Below are 18,070 nucleotides of genomic sequence, written 5' to 3'. Positions count from 1 at the left end.
CTAGGCTGCTCCCTTCTTTTTACCTGATATTATGGCCCGCACAATTTGGTCGGCCGCGACAAAAAAGATGATTATGGCCTGGAGCACCACTACGATATCGGCTGGTATGTCGGTGGTAAAGCTTAGCCACACCCCACCGCTTGACAGTGCCCCGAATAAGAGCGCAGCCAGCAACACGCCCACGGGGTGATTGCGTCCGAGCAAAGCTACCGCAATGCCCTCAAAACCAAAGCCAGGCGAGAATCCGAGCGCCAAAGTGCGGTCAAACCCAAGAATGCGCTCTGCGCCGGCAAGACCGGCCAGGGCACCTGAGAGAATCATAGTAATAACGATGCATCTAGACACGTTAATCCCGGCGTATGCTGCCGCCTTCGCATTGTGACCAACCGCCCTAATTTCATAGCCAAACGTCGTGCGCCAGAGCAGGTAATATAATACCAGAGCCAAGACTAGCGCTATGACAAAACCTAGGTTCAAGCGAGCGGTGATGCCGGGGATGAAGTCACTAAAGCGCGCTAACATCGCGGACGGGAGTACAGGCGGAGTTTTAGGAATCATCTCACCGGGCATGCGTAACACTTCCACCACGAGGTACGCCAACACCGCGTTGGCGATAAAGTTCATCATGATGGTATTGATGACTTCATGAATACCGCGGCGTGCCTTTAGCCAAGCCGGGATAAGCGCCCACAGCCCTCCACCTAGAGCTGCGGCGAGTATGGCCAATGGTAAGTGCAAAAACCCCGGAAGACCAGCAAACCTACTGCCTACGACAGCGGCAGAGAGCGCCCCCATCAAGAGCTGCCCCTCCACACCGATGTTAAAGAGCCCGGCCCTAAACGGCAATGCCACGGCCAGACCCGTGATGATAATCGGCGTTGCGCGCGTCAGCGTGCCAAGAATCCTATTTAGGCTGCCAAAGGCGCCAAGAAACAGAGCAGAGTAGGCACGCAATGGGTTTTCCCCCATTACCGCGATAATTACCGCGCCAACTACCAGCCCAAGCACAATGGCGCCAGCCGGCACCAATAGCTCCTCTAGGCCCTTCTTCGTCTTATCTGACATCGCTCTGCTTCCTCTCCTCTACTGGGGGCCTCTCGTTAGGTTTTACGCCTGCCATCATTAGCCCGAGCTCTTCCTCGGTAACTTTTGCACTCTCAACGATGCCCATAATTTGGCCCTCGTAGATAACGGCTATGCGGTCGCTAAGTGACATTATCTCAGATAACTCAGGCGAGATAAGCAGCACCGCCTTGCCGACGTCGCGATGCTCTACGATACGGCGATGGATGAACTCAATCGCTCCGATATCGACGCCACGTGAGGGCTGAGCGGCAATAAGGAGGTCCGGTTCCTGATAGAGCTCGCGCGCAATGATAACTTTCTGCTGATTACCACCTGACAGGGAGCGCACGAGAACCTCGCTGTGTGGCGTCCTGATGTCAAAATCCTCAATCATCTTGTCAGCGTGCTTGGCAATAACCTCCAGATTAAGGACGCCGTTGCCGGCAAATGGAGGCTTGTAGTGGAAGCCAAAGACCAAGTTCTCCTGCACGGAAAAATCTAGCTCTAGCCCTCTCTTCTGCCTGTCCTCCGGAATATGCCCGACCTTGCTCTCTTTGATCTGACGTGCAGTAAGATTCGTTATCTCTGCACCGTTTAGAAACACTTTCCCAGCCGAAGCTTGCCTTAGCCCGGTTAAAACCTCAACTAGCTCGGTCTGCCCATTGCCCTCGACCCCGGCAATCCCTAGTATTTCGCCCGCCTTAATTTCAAAGCTCACCCGATCTAGCACCTTGTCGCCGGCAAAGTCCTTCGCCACCAGGTCCTCCACGGCGAGGATAGTTCGTCCGACTGCACTAGGTTGCTTATCGACCTGCAGCAGCACCTGCCGACCGACCATCATGTTAGCTAGTTCGGTGGGCGAAGTATCCTGCGTGAGCACGGTTCCCATAACTTTGCCACGGCGCATAACTGTGACACGCTGGCTAGTCGCCATAACCTCATTGAGCTTGTGCGTAATAAATATGATGCTCTTTCCTTGCGCGGTAAGGTTCTGCATGATGGTGTAAAGCTCTCTGACTTCCTGTGGGTTGAGTACCGCAGTTGGTTCGTCAAACACGACAATTTCTGCCCCGCGATAGAGTATTTTGAGAATCTCAACCCTTTGCTGGACACCGACAGGCAGTTCGTCTATCTTGGCATCCGGTTTGACGCGCAAGCCATAGCGAGTGGATACTTCCGCTACCGAACGGCGAGCTTTGTCGAGGTCAAACAAAATCCCACGCCGTGGCTCATCACCTAGCACGATATTTTCGGACACGGTAAAAGGGTTCACCAGCATAAAGTGCTGGTGAACCATCCCAATACCGTGCGCAATCGCTTGGTGCGGGTTCAGAATCTCTACCGGCGTGCCGTTTATCAGAATCTGGCCATCATCGGGCTGATACAGCCCAAACAGGACCTTCATCAACGTTGACTTGCCGGCGCCATTCTCCCCGATTATGGCGAGGATTTCCCCCGGATAGAGGCTAATGTCGACACTATCGCAAGCCAAAACCCCCGGGAATCTCTTGGTAATGCCTCGCATTTCTAGTATGGGTTGCATGGTAGATTCCTCTCCCGCGTCTAGATTATTCTGAGCGTACTGTGATTCTGCCGTCCGCGATTTGCTGTGCGAGGTCTGCAATTAGCTGACGTACATCAGCCGGAATGGCATCCTTCATGGCCTGAATCTTGGCTATCTGTGCGGCATCGTTCTTGAGTGCCGCTTTTTCGACGTCGGTTACAGCGGCTAGGTCGGTAAGGCCAATACCGCCCTCTTTAACGCCAAAGGAACTCATGCCAGCGGTGAAGTTACCTTCCTTGGTTGCCTTAATAGCATTAAATACAGCAACGTCTACGCGCTTTAGCATACTAGCGATAATGGTGCCCGGCTTAACCCAGTTCTGGTTGGAGTCCACGCCGATAGCTTTAATACCTTTTTCTGCAGCAGCCTCAAACACGCCTTGACCGCTACCGCCCGAAGCGTGATAGATGATGTCGGCACCTTGAGCGATCTGTGCCAGGGCAAGCTCTTTACCGCGCACGGGGTCCCTAAAAGCGGCGCCCGTAGTCCCAATATAATTGGAGATGACCGCTACATTACGGTTACGCAGCGTGTTAACCTGCTCTACTCCATGCATAAAACCCTTTTCGAATCTAGCAATAAGCGGAATTTGCATGCCGCCGACAAACCCAACTCGATTAGAAGTAGTTAGCATAGCGGCGAGAGCGCCAGCAAGGAACGAGCCCTCGTGTTCCCTAAAGACCAAAGACTTAACGTTTGGACGCTCGATTACTGTGTCTACGACAGCCCAACGTTGATTCGGAAACTCTGCGGCTACTTTGTTAATAGCATCAGCCTGCAGGAACCCTACCCCGATGATGAGGTCCATCTTTTCTTGGGCAAAAAGGCGATGGAACTCCTCCATTTGCGGCACTTCTTTTGGTTCCTGGTAACGGAACTCGATGCCCAGCTCAGCTACTGCTCTTTCTAGACCGGCGATAGCGGCATCATTAAACGAATTGTCGCCACGACCACCCGTCGATAGCACGACTCCTACGCGGAAGGCTGCCGGTGGTGGTTCCGGCGGGCGAAGCATCCCGGGGACAACGTAGACCAAAGCAACGATAAGGACTAGGGCTGCGACGACTCCGACAATTAACTTGGTGTTTCCTTTTTGCACGTCCGTTCCTCCTTTATTTTGTATCTATATATCCCGCTACCATCGACCAGACTGCGTTTTGTGTAATGCAGCTAATCTACAGCAACGCAGGAATATAAAACTTTGTTCACTCTTTGATGATATATGAACGCGGTGTCGCTGTCAAAGCTGCCGGCCGCCAACCACGCGACAAGCCACAAGCTCACGCAAAGGACACGCTACACACAGAGGACAGCGAGCATAACAAAGCCGCCGCCCATGCCAAATCAGGAGATGGTGCACTTCGCCCCACATGGCATCCGGCAAAAGAGCGCGCAGCTCTTGCTCCACCGCGAAGGGGGTCTTCCCGTCCGCCCAACCTAGCCGCTTGGCCACTCTAAATACGTGCGTGTCGACCGCGAGGGCCGGTACGCCAAAGGCGTTGTTTACGACCACGCTAGCGGTCTTACGACCTACGCCGGGTAGTTCCGTCAACTCCTCGATGGTGCGTGGCACGTCACACGCGAACCGCTCGCACAGCACGCGACACAAAGCAAGAATGTTTCTCGCCTTGTGCCGAAAAAGCCCAAGTGACCTTATTTCCTCCGCCAGCGCTGCCTGCTCTAGCGAGAGCATTTCATGCACGGTTGGGTATTTGGCAAAGAGCCTGGCTGTAACCTCGTTTACCCGTACATCGGTACATTGGGCAGATAAAACAGTCGCAATCAGAAGTTGAAATGGGCTCACGAAATTAAGTTCACAGCGGGCGTTAGGGTAGAGCCGACGCAGCTCCCGCACCACACTCTCCCACTCTGGCTTCTCGTTTACCATCTGCTAGCGAACAACACTACTAAGGCCGTCAAAGAAAAGCACAGGCTAATCAGGTACATCACCAACACTGTTTGGCGATGGCTAAGCCCCGCCTGCAACAGGCGATGGTGCGTATGCCCTTTATCGGCGACATAGACGGGCTGTCCGGAGCGTAGGCGGCGCATAATGTTGTATAACGTATCGGCAATAGGCAGCCCGAGCACGAGGAAAGGCACCAACAAGCCGACCAAGGTAGCGGACTTAAAGGCCCCTTCTATGGAAATGGCGGAGAGCGTAAAGCCAAGAAAGTAGGCGCCGGCATCGCCCATAAAGGCGCGGGCTGGATTAAAGTTAAAGCGGAAGAAGGCTGCCGATACCCCGGCTAAAACTAAGAACATAAGCAACGTCGTCGGTTGGCCCATAAAGAACGAGATAACCGCCATGGTGACACTAGCGATAGTGACAATGCCACAAGCTAGGCCATCTAAGCCGTCCATAAAATTAATGAGATTCGTTACGGCAACAACCCAAATAACTGTAACCAAGAAACTTAGGGCAGGCGACAACATCACCAATCCGCCCGAAAAAGGGTTGGTGAGGAAGTAGACCTTTACGCCGCTCGCGAACAATAGGCCCGCGGCTAGAATCTGGCCAAGTAGTTTAGGCCACGCGGGGAAATCGCCCCCGCGGCTTTTGACCCAGTCGTCAAGAAACCCGACGGCAAAGGCCGCCGTGCCGCCAAGCGTAAGTCCGAGCGCAAGCTGGCGTTCTACCGGCAGCACCCACATCACCGCAATTAGTCCTAGCCACATCGCGCCGCCTGTCACGGGCACCGGCACTTGATGCACCTTGCGCGGGTTAGGTTTGTCTACTAAGCAGTGATTGAGAGCTAGCATGCGTACGAGTGGCATCAGTGCAGTGACTACGGCGAACGCGCCAAACAAAGCCACTACATTTTGCATAAGTTTCACCCCACATTAGGTCTCTCATAATCATAGTAGGACAAACCTTAAATGTCTAGCATAAGTTTTGTTACCCAAGCCACAGCCGCAGTTTGGCAATTTCTTGCGCGTAGCCGCTATAGTCAGCGACCGGGGTCTCAAGCAGCATAGGTAAGTGTCTAATGCGCTCGTGCCCCAAGATATTTATAAAACCTGCCTGCCCAATCTGGCCTTCGCCTACAAGCTCATGTCTGTCCTTGTGCGACCCCGGCCCAAATTTGCTGTCGTTAACGTGCACACACTTAATGTGCTTTACTCCGACGTGCGTCTCCGCGTCCTCTAGCAGCCGTTCGACCTCGCGCGCGTCACGCCAGTCGTAGCCCATAGCAAATAAGTGACAGGTGTCGATGCAGACGCCAAGTGCCTCCGGATATCCGAGCTCTTTTAGGATAAAGCCTATCTCCGCGAAACTGCCGATTTCGCTGCCGCCGCCGGACATTGTTTCAAGCAAAAGCATAGTCTCAGTTCGGCGCTCGTGACGAGCGAGAATATTGTCTAGGGCACGCACAATGCGGCCCACGCCTTCGCTAACGCTTTGCGTGCCACGGCTACCGGGATGTACGACCAAATACTCGGCCCCGATAACGGACATACGCGTAAGGTCTTCGGCCACCGTTTGACTGGCAAACTCATACGTCTCGTCCTTACTTGCTGCCAAATTGACGGTATACGGCAGATGTCCGACTATCGGGAAGACGTCCGCCTGCGCCCGCAGGCTTAACCAAGTCGAAACTTCGTCCGCTTCGATACGCCGCGCCGCTCCGCCGCGGGGATTGCGGGTAAAGAACTGAAAGCAGTTAGCTCCTACTTCACGGGATAGCTCTACACTTGTCGCGAGTCCTTTAGCAATGCTTAAGTGACAGCCTATGCGCATGCGCTCCTCCTAAATTCCGTGAATATAAACCTCGCTGAAGCTCCCTTCCAAAATTTCACCCATGGCGCGCAACGTGGTAAAGGTCGGCGGCACAAAACGTTGCCTGCTGAGAGACACGGCGTCGCGCTGCACAGGCTGCAAAGAATAGCGCGCTCCGCCGCCTGTGAACGCGACGATTTCACGCATATCCGCTACCTCGTGTAACCCTTCCGCCACGGTTGTACGCAGTTCATGGGCCACGCCCGAAGCCTGCACAAGGTCAAGCGACTGCCTGATGCGGTTTAAATCAATTGTAGTACGCCCTGAGGTGGCCGCGTATTTGGCTGGGCTGTTCTTTATGTCTAGCGCTACAAAATCTAGCAAATCCGCGTCTAGCAGTGTTCTTAGTGGTTCGGGATGATAGCCGTTCGTGTCTAGCTTCACTTCTAAGCCCAGAGCTTTCACCTCGCCAAGAAATTCGGCAAGGAAGGGGGCCAGCGTAGGCTCCCCGCCGCTGATACACACTCCGTCTAAGACCTTGCGCCGCTGTGCGAGAAAATCCCAGACTGCGTCCCACGAGAGCTCCGGTTCCTCGCGTTTCACCAGCGAGCAGTTGTAGCAGTAGGGGCAGTTAAAGCTACACCCGCCGACAAACAGCACACAGGCCACTTTACCCGGGAAATCTAGCAGCGTAGTCTTCTGCAGGCCGCGGAAGCACTTCTCTTGGCTAGTCATTAGCGGCCTCCTGCCGGACAATGTACTCTAACCTGTCGGCAAACTCCTCTTTCTTACCGGGGTTCCAATTCTGCACGGGTCGATGGAAGCCAACCACGCGCGTCCAGATTTCCGCAGGTGCGCCGCAACTTGGGCAGGTGCGATGTTCCCCTCGAATGTAGCCGTGGTCTGGGCATACCGAAAATGTGGGCGAGACCGTGAAATACGGTATGCTGTAGTTCTCCATAACTTTCTGCACGAGGCGTTTGCACGTGGCTAAGTCCTCGATTGCTTCTCCCAAAAAGCCATGAAACACGGTTCCCCCGGTATAACGAATCTGTAGCTGCTCCTGCAGGTCTAGCGCATCAAAGATATCAGTGGTTAAATTTACCGGCAGGTGTGTCGAATTGGTGTAGTATGGCTCCCTGTTGCCAGGAATATACATGGCGGGGTAATTTTCGCGGTCAAGCTTGGCCAAGCGATAGCCTGTCCCCTCCGCTGGAGTGGCTTCTAAGTTAAAGAGGTCGCCTGTTTCTTCTTGGTATTCGGCTAAGACATCTCGCATGTACTCGAGCACGCGCAGAGAGAAGGCTTGTCCGCGCGCGGTAGCGATGTTCTCTGCGAGGCCTAACAGATTAGCTACAGCTTCATTCATGCCGTTAATGCCAATAGTGTTGAAGTGATTTTTCCAGTACTCGCCGAATCTCTCCTTGACCGACTTTAGATAAAATCGGCTATAGGGATAAAGCCCTAGGTCTGTGTTCTTTTCAAGCACTTTGCGCTTAATGTCTAGCGAGGACTTAGCTAGGTCCATTAGGCGACGTAAACGAGTATAGAACTCATCTTCGTTAGTGGCTAAATAGCCGATACGCGCCATGTTAATAGTAACTACGCCGATAGAGCCGGTGAGAGGATTAGCGCCAAACAAGCCCCCGCCGCGCTTGCGCAGCTCGCGGTTGTCAAGGCGCAAGCGGCAGCACATGCTGCGCGCATCTTCCGGCGACATGTCACTGTTGACGAAGTTGGCGAAATAAGGGATGCCGTAGCGTGCCGTCATCTCCATTACGGCGTCAACGACGGGGTTGTCCCAGTCAAAATCCTTGGTGATGTTGTAGGTCGGTATTGGGAAGGTAAAAATTCTGCCTCGGGCGTCGCCTTTCATCATGACATCACAGAAAGCGCGGTTAATCATGTTCATCTCGGCTTGGTACTCGCCATAGGTAGACTCACCGTGTTCTCCACCAATAATTACCGGAACAGAAGCTAAGGTCGCGGGACAATTGAGATCCATGGTAAGGTTAACAAACGGCGTCTGGAACCCTACGCGCGTCGGCACGTTTAGATTGTAGACAAACTCCTGGATGGCTTGGCGCACTTCCTTGTAGGTTAGGTTGTCGTGGCGCACAAAAGGAGCTAAATACGTGTCAAACGAACTTACGGCCTGTGCCCCGGCAGCCTCGCCCTGCAGCGTATAGAAGAAGTTGACTAGTTGCAGGAGTGCGGTGCGGAAATGACGCGGCGGCGCACTTTCTACTTTGCCCGGCACACCTCTAAACCCAAGCAACAGAAGGTCCTCTAGGCTCCAACCACAGCAATAAGGGGCCAAGAGACCAAGGTCGTGCAGGTGAAAATCTCCCCCTACATGCGCCTCGCGCACCTCAGGAGGATATAGCTGGTACAGCCAGAAGCCTTTCGTCACCTCGGCGATAACGTGGTTGTTTAGCCCCTGCAGCGAGAAATCCATGTTGGAATTTTCGTTGACGCGCCAGTCCTCGCGCGTGACGTAGTCTAAGACGATGCGCTGCGCGTCTACGAACGACTTCTTGTTCTGACGAATCTCCTCGTGCTGCAGGCGGTAACGTATGTAGCGGCGAGCAGTTTGGCGTTCGCCTACTTCCATCAGCACTTCTTCTACCGTATCTTGCACCTCTTCCACGGAAGGGCAACTTTCGGCTAGCCGCCGCTTGCTAAGCGTAAAGATAACGCGCTCGGAAATGACCTCGGCTAGCTTACGCAGCTCCGCGCGGGTGCGCTCCGGGTAGTTAGCGACAAGTGCGCTTAGGATAGCTAAGGTGATTTTCTCGGGCTTAAACTGCACAACGGTCTTGTCTCGTTTTCTAATTTCTGCAAACACGTGCTGTTCCTCCTAAGCCTTATGCACTATTAGTGGGATATCGTTGTAAGCAAGTATACTACATATTGTGCTTAGGGGCAATTGTTTGGTGGCTTGTCGCTTGTCGCATGTCGCTTGTCCCTTGTCGCTTGTCCCTTGTCGCTTGTCCCTTGTCGCTTGTCCCTTGTCGCTTGTGAGTTGTGAATTGTGAGTTGTGAGTTGTGAGTTGTGAGCATGGAGGGTGGAAAGGTCAAAGGGAAACCGAAACCGCTGCGACGCGCTCTACTGGGCACTGGGCACTGGGCACCTTCTCTACCAGGAGCCAGGAGCCAGCAGCCAGCAACCCCTCGTCCTCCACTAAGTGCTAAGTGCCAAGTGCGAAGTGCAATCTCTCCCGGCGGCTGGCGCCTAAAACACCACCCTATCCCACGGCAGCACACTCGCCAGTACAGCCACAAACGCTTCTAACCCTGCTTGGTCGCGGGGGAGGAAGCGGTTTTTTTCTGGGCTGTCGATATCGAGCACGCCTTTAAGTTCGCCGCGGTAGATTATCGGCACTACGATTTCAGACTGCGAGGCTTCGTCGCAGGCAATGTGTCCGGGGAAGGCGTGCACATCGGGCACGACTATTGTCTCGCGCCTTAGAGCAGCAGCGCCACAGACACCCTCTCCCAAGACAATCGCAGAACAGGCCGGCTTGCCCCAAAAAGGGCCAAGCACCAATAGGCCTTCTTTAACCAGATAGAACCCCGCCCAGTTAATGCGCCCTAGCTGATGCCCAAGTAGCGCAGCCGCGTTACTGAGCGACGCTAACCACTCTGCTTCGAACTCTACTAAATGGTGAAGCTCTTTGGCCAAAACGGGATAAAAATCGGGGTGTGTGTCGTCAAGTTTTTCTCTGCGGTACATATTTTTCACTCCTAGTAAAAAATAACACAACCAGCAACGGCAAGGCTCTTCTGTGTGTTGTTAATATTTACTTGTTTTCGCATCAAGAATCATCACTTACAATTCAAGCATGCAGAGCTTAAAGTTCAGTTTTGCAGAGCTAAAGCTCAGCATAGGTGACAGCAAAATAAAGGAGAGGAGACAACACTGATGAATCTCATGAAAAAAATCATTGCCACACTCGTGCTAGTAGCATCTGTCGCTGTTATTCCCCTGCCAGCCATGGCTGCCACCAGCAACGGAACCAGAGGAGTGCGCGTTGTGCGCATGGCTCTAAGCTACCTAGGCCGCCCCTACGTCTTTGGCGCTAATGGGCCGCGCGCTTTTGACTGCAGTAGCTTTACACGCCACGTGATGGCTCGCGCCGTCGGCATTCGTTTGCCGCGCACCTCGCTGTCGCAGTCTAGAGTAGGACGTCGCATCGCACGTACAGCGCTACAACCCGGGGATCTCGTGTTTTTCGAGAACACCTGGAGGCGGGGCGTTTCACACGTCGGCATCGCCATGGGTGATGGTCGCATGGTGCACGCTTTCCCAAGGCGAGGCGTAACAATAGATCGCCTCAGCCAGCGTTACCTAGCATCTAGGTACCACAGCAGCCGCACCGTGCTGCGATAGATCTCAGCCCGTCTAAGCTCGAGAGTCCTTGGCCCTAACTTGCGGCCAAGGACTTTTGTCTTTACAGGCGATCGTGAATCAGTGAGCGGAGCCGCGACAAATCACGCATATCTTTTTGCCGCAAGCGTTTCTGCTTCTTATCATAGTCGAGTTTTAGTTGGCGTTGCGCGCTAGGACTCATGACTCGAACCCCGACGCCGTTAATTACACCTGTTTTCTCTTGCGGGAAAGCTCCAGCGGGCCACACATACGTTGCGTCAACATAGCTGTCGTAAGTGACGACTGCCCCATCTTCCTCCCACAGGAGCTCCCAATCAACGCGAAGTTTGCCGCGCTCGGCAGCAAACGAACTGGCCGTAATCTCCACGATGTTGTACCCAAGCTCCTCGAGCAGCACGCGGACCAGCGGGGCATCAGATGCGAAGATGTGAAAATCGACATCCGCGTGATCCCGTTGGTAAGTACTATCGAGAGCCTCAAGTGCCCATCCTCCGCCCAGCCAAGCTTGCACACCCTGCCGATCGAACGCTTCGACTAGCTGCATGATGGCCCTTAGCTGCCGGAGGCGCCGCTTATCCATAGAGAGACCTCCCGCGTGTTTATACGCGCAACCGCATGGCTAACTCCTTAAGTATCATAGGCAAGCTGTGCGGCTCTGTCGCCGCTAACTCTGCCTCCGCACCGATTAGGGTAACCGCAATGTCTGGGTCAAACTGCCCGCCAGCTTCTCTTTGGATTACTGCCACCGCTTCGCTGACGGAACGGGCCGTGCGGTAGGGGCGTTCGGACGTCATGGCGTCAAAAGCGTCGGCAACGGCCACAATGCGCGCCCCCAATGGGATAGCTGTGCCCCTGCGCAGCCCGGGATAGCCCGGATATTGCCCTGTGGTTTGTCCGTCCCACCGTTCATGGTGGTAGAGAACAATGTCCCGCACGGCCTCATACCCGTCTACAGCGCGCAAAATCTCGTGCCCAATGCGCGGGTGCTGTTTGACATACTCGTATTCGGCAGGAGTGAGGTTTCCGTTCTTGGTAAGGATAGCCTCAGGCACCCCTACTTTGCCGATATCATGCATCAAGGAACCGAGGCACAGCTCAAACATCTGCCTCTCCGTCAGCCCAAGTTGCTTGGCAATAAAGTAAGCCACGCCCGCCACACGGTGGCTGTGTCCGCCCGTGTAAATGTCCTTTACTTCGATAGCCACCCCAAAGGCACGTGCCGTGTTGATAAGCATGTCTTGCACGCGCTCATGTTGCCGCGCTAACGCCGCGTTGGAAAGGCGCAAGGCCCGCGTTTGCGTTTCCACACGGCGCTGCAGGTAAGCGTTACTAAAGACTAACCCTACGCCTAGCGTGCCTACACCCAGAAAAAGAAACAAGGCTTGGCGCAGCCTGTCCTCGTCATGCGCCACGCGCGTAACGGCAGGGCCAAACCAACGCGCGTTAATCTCCGCCATCACACCGTGCCGATGCAAACGATACAGCGCTTTGTTAAGTATGCGGCGTAACCGCGGGTCGGCTTGCCCCCACAGCGCCATGGCGTACTCGCCCTGTGTGTCCGGCAGCGGCGTTAGGGTGTAAAACGGCAAATCTTTGGCACCTATTATGTACCTAGCTACCCAGAGCTGCTCCACCCACCCCGCGACCTCGCCCCGCGCCAAAGCAGCAAAAGCTTCGGCCGGGGTGGCCTTAGGTATAATTGTGTGGCCTTCACCGACTAAGCGTTCGGCCGTCGCCGAGCCTGCCTGCGCCGCCACGGGAAGCCCGCGCAGCGCCTCTAAGTCGTCGGCTCGTGCCTCGCGCCTAGTAATAACCGCATGCAGGGTGTAGAGATAAGGATCTGTAAACTGATAGAGCCTGCGCCGCTCTGGCGTAATGCGCATACCGGAGACAAGGTGAGCTTCCCCAAGCATCAGGCGTTCGCGCACATTTAACCACATGTCTTGCTCCACTTTTACCGGGATGAGCAGTACACGCTCTAGTTCGCGCATCAAGTCAAGTTCGTAGCCTACGGCTTTGCCCTCGCGCACATAGGTAAAGGGAGGAAAGTCGCGGTCAGCCAGGACACGCAGTTCACCTAGTGCCGCAAGATAGCGCACTTCTTCTTCGGTAAATGTGTAAGCAAGGGTAGGAAACAAAATGGGTGCGCCCCAAATGAGCACGACCGCCAGCATGACTAAGTAGAAGGCAAGATAGCTCTTGACTAACCTTGACATGTAGCCACCACCCCATCCTCCTTCGCCCTACTCCCTGTTCTAATTGTACTTATTTCTAGACAGCTTGACTACCTCCTGCTTGCGCCTGCACTACCCTAATGAATGCGGTACTTGCCTGCGACCCCTTCCGCCACGCGCAACCCATCCACGGCCGCGGACATAATGCCGCCGGCGTAGCCCGCACCCTCACCCGCAACGCAGAGCCCCAAGACCGTGCTTTCTCCGTCGCTGTTCCTGGCCATTCTTACCGGGGAGGAGCTGCGCGTTTCCACCCCGGTGAGGAGCGCCGCTGGGTGCGCGAAGCCAGAGAGCTGTTTGTCAAAAGCCAGTAGGCCGGCCTGCAGAGACGCCGAGATGCAGTCTGGCAAGCATAGGCGGAGGTCGCTTGGCTCGACGCCGGGAAGATAGGAAGGCCGGCTGCTGCCTACAGAAGATGATTTGCGGTTCTTGAGAAAGTCGCCCACCAGTTGAGCCGGAGCGCGGTGTGTTCTCCCGCCTAATTGCCACGCCTTCTCCTCCCACTGACGCTGAAAGAGGGCCCCGGCTAGAGGGTGTGTACCGCCGTAGTCTGCCGGAGATACTTCAACTAGGATAGCGCTGTTGGCTTGCCCGCTAGCACGCGCGTGCTCGCTCATGCCGTTGGTGACTACGCCGCCTTGTTCCGAGGCCGCGGCAACAACTTGTCCGCCCGGACACATGCAAAAAGTGTACACCGAGCGTCCGCTTTCCGGGTGATGGCTTAGTTTGTAGTCAGCCGCGCCTAGATTTGGGTGACCTGCGGCTTGGCCATACTGCGCTTCGTCAATCAGAGCTTGGGGATGCTCTATGCGCGCGCCGATAGCAAAAGGCTTAGGGATCATGTCTACACCACGGGCGAGCAGGGCTGAAAAGGTGTCCCGTGCGCTGTGCCCCGGCGCGACAATGACTAGGTCAGCCGGTACTACTTCTTGTCCGTTCACGATTACGCCGGACACCGCCCCCCTATCTGAGCGGAAATCTGTCACGGTAGCGCGAAAGCGCACCTCCCCGCCGCGCTGCACGATGGTCTGCCGCAGCCCCTTCACCACGCGCCGCAGGATATCTGTGCCGACATGGGGCTTGTAGCTGTAGAGGATATTTGCCGGCGCACCGGCCGCGACTAAGTCTGCCAACACTTTACGGCAGCGCGGGTCCTTAATATTGGTCGTTAGTTTGCCGTCCGAGAAAGTGCCCGCCCCACCCTCGCCAAACTGCACGTTGGAGCTTGGGTCTAGCTCTCCCCCCAGCCAGAAATCGCGCACCTTTGCGGCGCGAGCATCGACGTCGTCGCCGCGCTCGAGTAGTAGCGGGCGAAAACCAAGTTCCGACAGAATGAGCCCGGCAAAGAGCCCGGCAGGCCCCGTGCCGACAATTACCGGGCGGTGCTTAAGCCTTTGCTCCCCCGGCTGCGGCAGTTGATAGGTCCCCGTGGGCGCAAGCGAAATGTCGGGATGACGCGTCTTCTGCAGGAACTTCTGCTCGCTCGGCAGGGCAACGTCTACGGTGTAGACAAACTGAATCCTATCTTTGCGGCGAGCGTCGATAGCCTCTTTGTAGATGTAGTAATGCGAGAGGGAGCTTCCCGCAACGCCAAGCTTTTTAAGGAGGGCTGGCAACACTTCGCCGCGCTCGTCTAAAGCGACCTTTATGTTTGTGACTCGAATCATCGTCTTCTCCTCCAGATTGCTTGCCTCATTATAACGCGGACTTCGGGCAATCTCTACTTTGGCACTGTCGGCGACACGAACCCGGGGTTGATGTATTGTCTGCTATTTATTTCACATCTATTGATATTTATTTCGCAAAGTCCTTGAAAATCGGACGAACTCGGTGCACAATAGTATCGTGACAAATAGCAAAGAGATTTTGTAGGGAGGTCCTCACAAATGGAGTTTAATCTATCCGCCGAACAAAAAATGCTCCTGCAAATGGTGCGCGAGTTTGCTGCCAAGTCTATCGCCCCTTCTGTGGCCGAACGCGATGAAAACGAGCACTTTAGCCGCGAATTGTTCGACTCCCTGTTGGAGCTCGGGCTAGCCGGCATCTGTTTCCCGGAAAAGTACGGCGGAGCAGACGGCGACACGCTTACCTACATTCTAGCCGTCGAGGAGTTGTCACGCGTTGATGACGGCCTTGGCATCACACTGTCGGCCGACGTTTCGCTGGGTGCGTGGCCTATCTTCCAGTACGGCAGCGAGGAGCAGAAAAAGAAGTTCCTTGTTCCGCTCGCCGAGGGGACTAAACTGGGCGCGTTTGCGCTCACCGAGCCAAATGCCGGCACCGACGCCGCAGCGCAGCAGACTATCGCGAGTTTAGACGGCGACCACTACGTGCTAAACGGCAGCAAGATTTTTATCACCAACGCCGGAGAGGCTGAGATTAACATCGTCTTTGCGATGACAGATAAGAGCAAGGGCGTAAAGGGCATGTCTGCCTTTATTGTGGAGAAGGATACTCCCGGATTTACCTTCGGCAAGAAGGAACACAAAATGGGCATCCGCACTTCGATAACGACGGAGCTTATCTTCCAAGACTGTCGCATTCCCAAAGCCAACCTGCTTGGCAACGAAGGCGACGGCTTCAAGATTGCCATGACCACGCTTGACGGCGGGCGCATCGGTGTGGCCGCGCAAGCGCTTGGCATTGCCCAAGCTGCTTTAGACCACGCCGTAAAGTACTCCAAGGAACGGGTGCAGTTTGGCAAGCCCATTTCCCACAACCAAGCTATTGCCTTTATGTTAGCAGATATGGCCACCCAAATTGAAGCCGCCCGGCTCTTAACCTATCGCGCCGCGTACCTAAAGGACATGGGCCTCCCCTATGCCAAGGAAGCTGCCATGGCTAAAATGTTTGCCTCGGATACGGCCATGAGCGTAACAACCGATGCCGTGCAAATCTTTGGTGGCTATGGCTACAGCCGCGAGTACCCGGTAGAGCGCTTAATGCGTAACGCCAAGATTACGCAAATCTATGAAGGAACGAATCAGGTGCAGCGCATGGTCGTGTCTAGCGCCCTCTTGCGCGACAGCAAGTAAATACATTTACCATCACCGCAAGGAGGACAAGCATGGAAATCGTCGTCTGCATTAAACAAGTGCCCAATACCACGGAGGTTAAAATAGACCCGGAGACAAATACGCTGATTCGCCAAGGCGTGCCGAGCATCGTTAACCCCTTCGACAAAAATGCCGTTGAGGCGGCGCTTCGCCTGCGCGAGCAGCACGGGGGCAAGGTGACCGCACTCTCCATGGGGCCACCGCAGGCCGAGGAGGCGTTACGCGAGTGTATCGCCATGGGTGCGGATGAAGCCATTCTAGTTAGCGACCGCGCCTTTGCCGGGGCCGACACTCTAGCCACAAGCTATACATTAGCCGCCGCCATCAGGAAAATGGGCCGGTTTGACCTAATTATCTGCGGCAAGCAAGCTATAGACGGCGATACGGCGCAAGTCGGGCCGGAAATAGCCGAGTGTCTGGACATTCCGCAAGCCACTTACGTCTCCCGCATTGATATTGGCGGCAAAACCGCGCGCCTTGAGCGCGAGCATGAGGAAGGGATTGAGGTCATTGAGACCTCACTGCCCCTGCTTATCAGCGTGGTTAAGTCTATTAACGAGCCGCGTCTGCCGACTGTAAAAGGCACGATGAAGGCAGCGCGCAAAGTAATTCCTGTCTGGACAGTTAACGACCTCGATGTGGAACACAAGCGGTTGGGACTTAAAGGCTCGCCCACCCAAGTTGTCCGCATCTTTACCCCAAAGCAGCGCACGCAAGGCGAAATAATTTACAAAGACACGGCGCGGGCGGCAGTGCTTGAGCTGCTTGGCAAACTAGCCGAAGCCAAGCTAGTTTAAGGGAGGAGAGCGACATGACGATTAGAGTAATTAGCGACGAATGTATTAGTTGCGGCATTTGCCTCCCAGCCTGTCCGTTTGGGGCGATTGTGTGGCGAGACGACAAAGCTTACATCGACGAAAGGTGTACGCTTTGCGGCGCTTGCGTGCCTCTCTGCCCGGTGACCGCGATTGTGCGTGAGGACGAAGCGCGCGAGGTTCTAGTTGACAAGAGCGCTTACAGCGGCGTGTGGGTATACATGGAGCGCGTCGGCGACAAGACGCGCAGCGTCGGGCACGAGCTGCTCGGTCAGGGCAGGCTGTTGGCTGACACGTTAGGGCAGGAGCTTGCGGCTGTGCTGCTAGGTGAAAACTTAGACACGCTCGCACGCGAAGCTATCGCCAGCGGCGCTGACAAAGTCTATCTAGTAGAAGGTCCTGAATACAAGCATTATAGCACCGATGCCTACACCATCGCCTGCGTCGACTTGATTAACACCTATAAGCCCTCGGTGGTGCTGCTTGGCGCGACGACCGACGGGCGGGACCTTGCACCGCGGGTAGCCGGACGCTTAGGCACCGGGCTTACCGCCGACTGCACCGGGCTTAGCATCCAAGCCGAGACCGGGCTCGTTGAATGGACGCGACCCGCGTTTGGCGGCAACATTATGGCAACCATCCTCTGCCCCGACCACCGCCCGCAAATGGGCTCGGTCAGGCCAAAGGTGTTTAAGCGCCCGGCAGAGAACTACAATCGTACCGGGGAACTTGTGCGCGTCACAAGCAAAGTAAAGTGGAGTGACATTCGCACGAAACTGGTGGACGTAATTCAGGTGACCACGGCGAGTGTCAACCTCGAGGAAGCAGAGGTCATCGTTTCCGGCGGGCGCGGCATGGGCAGGCCAGAAAACTTTGCCTTGATTGAAGAGCTGGCAGAAGTGCTAGGCGGCGCAGTCGGCGCTTCCCGCGCGGCTGTAGATGCTGGCTGGAAACACGCGCTACACCAAGTTGGTCAGACCGGTAAGACCGTCGGCCCCAAAATCTACATTGCCTGCGGCATCTCCGGCGCGATTCAGCACCTTGCGGGGATGTCCTCCTCGGACATCGTTATCGCCATAAACAAAGATGCGGACGCGCCCATCTTTAAGGCTGCCGATTACGGCATCGTCGGCGACGTGCTAGATGTTCTGCCCGTCCTAATCGAGGAGCTACGCAAGCTGCGCTCGGCGTGACTTTGGAGGACAAGAATAACGAGGAGGTA

Annotated in this window: 16 protein-coding genes; 4 read left to right on the top strand and 12 right to left on the bottom strand. The window is 55.2% G+C overall.

Annotated elements, in window-relative coordinates; translation table 11 throughout:
- From KGZ66_06960 to KGZ66_06920, 9 genes are all read right to left on the bottom strand, one after another.
- The gene (locus KGZ66_06960; GenBank protein ID MBS3985327.1) at window positions 1-1,065 is read right to left on the bottom strand and encodes an ABC transporter permease; all 1,065 of its coding nucleotides are present in this window, start codon (window positions 1,063-1,065) and stop codon (window positions 1-3) included.
- Window positions 1,055-2,608, bottom strand: a complete 1,554-nt coding sequence (locus tag KGZ66_06955) for an ABC transporter ATP-binding protein (protein ID MBS3985326.1) — start codon at window positions 2,606-2,608, stop codon at window positions 1,055-1,057. Before KGZ66_06955 ends, KGZ66_06960 begins: the two co-directional genes overlap by 11 nt.
- Window positions 2,609-2,633: 25 nt before the next feature.
- Complete coding sequence (locus KGZ66_06950; GenBank protein ID MBS3985325.1) at window positions 2,634-3,728, bottom strand: BMP family ABC transporter substrate-binding protein; 1,095 nt, start codon at window positions 3,726-3,728, stop codon at window positions 2,634-2,636.
- Between the two features lie 141 nt (window positions 3,729-3,869).
- Window positions 3,870-4,517, bottom strand: a complete 648-nt coding sequence (nth, locus tag KGZ66_06945; protein MBS3985324.1) for an endonuclease III — start codon at window positions 4,515-4,517, stop codon at window positions 3,870-3,872.
- The gene (locus KGZ66_06940; protein MBS3985323.1) at window positions 4,511-5,458 is read right to left on the bottom strand and encodes an undecaprenyl/decaprenyl-phosphate alpha-N-acetylglucosaminyl 1-phosphate transferase; all 948 of its coding nucleotides are present in this window, start codon (window positions 5,456-5,458) and stop codon (window positions 4,511-4,513) included. The genes nth and KGZ66_06940 overlap by 7 nt, the downstream gene beginning before the upstream one ends.
- A gap of 70 nt (window positions 5,459-5,528) precedes the next feature.
- Entirely contained in the window at window positions 5,529-6,371 is an 843-nt protein-coding gene (locus KGZ66_06935) for a deoxyribonuclease IV (GenBank protein ID MBS3985322.1), read from the bottom strand.
- Window positions 6,372-6,380: 9 nt separating this feature from the next.
- Window positions 6,381-7,085: an anaerobic ribonucleoside-triphosphate reductase activating protein gene (locus KGZ66_06930; protein MBS3985321.1), complete on the bottom strand. Its 705-nt coding sequence runs from the start codon at window positions 7,083-7,085 to the stop codon at window positions 6,381-6,383.
- Window positions 7,078-9,198 (bottom strand): ribonucleoside triphosphate reductase, encoded by a 2,121-nt coding sequence (locus tag KGZ66_06925; GenBank protein MBS3985320.1) that lies wholly within the window; start codon window positions 9,196-9,198, stop codon window positions 7,078-7,080. The genes KGZ66_06930 and KGZ66_06925 overlap by 8 nt, the downstream gene beginning before the upstream one ends.
- Before the next feature lie 387 nt (window positions 9,199-9,585).
- Complete coding sequence (locus KGZ66_06920; GenBank protein ID MBS3985319.1) at window positions 9,586-10,086, bottom strand: GAF domain-containing protein; 501 nt, start codon at window positions 10,084-10,086, stop codon at window positions 9,586-9,588.
- 189 nt (window positions 10,087-10,275) lie between these two features.
- Between KGZ66_06920 and KGZ66_06915 the strand changes: the two genes are divergently transcribed.
- Complete coding sequence (locus KGZ66_06915; protein MBS3985318.1) at window positions 10,276-10,743, top strand: C40 family peptidase; 468 nt, start codon at window positions 10,276-10,278, stop codon at window positions 10,741-10,743.
- Window positions 10,744-10,804: 61 nt separating this feature from the next.
- Here KGZ66_06915 and KGZ66_06910 read toward each other — a convergent pair whose 3' ends face one another.
- The 3 genes from KGZ66_06910 to KGZ66_06900 form a co-directional block, all read right to left on the bottom strand.
- A complete protein-coding gene (locus KGZ66_06910) occupies window positions 10,805-11,323 on the bottom strand; it encodes a hypothetical protein (GenBank protein MBS3985317.1) in 519 nt (172 codons plus the stop codon).
- 19 nt (window positions 11,324-11,342) lie between these two features.
- Window positions 11,343-12,959 (bottom strand): transporter substrate-binding domain-containing protein, encoded by a 1,617-nt coding sequence (locus tag KGZ66_06905; protein ID MBS3985316.1) that lies wholly within the window; start codon window positions 12,957-12,959, stop codon window positions 11,343-11,345.
- 95 nt (window positions 12,960-13,054) lie between these two features.
- Window positions 13,055-14,644 carry a hypothetical protein gene (locus KGZ66_06900; protein MBS3985315.1) on the bottom strand — a complete coding sequence of 530 codons (1,590 nt, stop codon included), beginning with the start codon at window positions 14,642-14,644 and terminating at the stop codon, window positions 13,055-13,057.
- Between the two features lie 219 nt (window positions 14,645-14,863).
- Between KGZ66_06900 and KGZ66_06895 the strand changes: the two genes are divergently transcribed.
- The 3 genes from KGZ66_06895 to KGZ66_06885 are packed head-to-tail and all read left to right on the top strand — an operon-like array spanning window position 14,864 to window position 18,041.
- On the top strand, window positions 14,864-16,012 hold the full coding sequence (locus tag KGZ66_06895; protein ID MBS3985314.1) for an acyl-CoA dehydrogenase: 1,149 nt from the start codon (window positions 14,864-14,866) through the stop codon (window positions 16,010-16,012).
- Between the two features lie 32 nt (window positions 16,013-16,044).
- Window positions 16,045-16,830 (top strand): electron transfer flavoprotein subunit beta/FixA family protein, encoded by a 786-nt coding sequence (locus KGZ66_06890; protein ID MBS3985313.1) that lies wholly within the window; start codon window positions 16,045-16,047, stop codon window positions 16,828-16,830.
- A gap of 14 nt (window positions 16,831-16,844) precedes the next feature.
- A complete protein-coding gene (locus KGZ66_06885; GenBank protein MBS3985312.1) occupies window positions 16,845-18,041 on the top strand; it encodes an electron transfer flavoprotein subunit alpha in 1,197 nt (398 codons plus the stop codon).
- Window positions 18,042-18,070 lie beyond the last annotated feature (29 nt).

It is taken from the genome of Selenomonadales bacterium, assembly GCA_018335585.1.
GTDB lineage: Bacteria > Bacillota > UBA994 > UBA994 > UBA994 > UBA994.
This window is presented reverse-complemented; position numbering and strand designations above follow the sequence as displayed.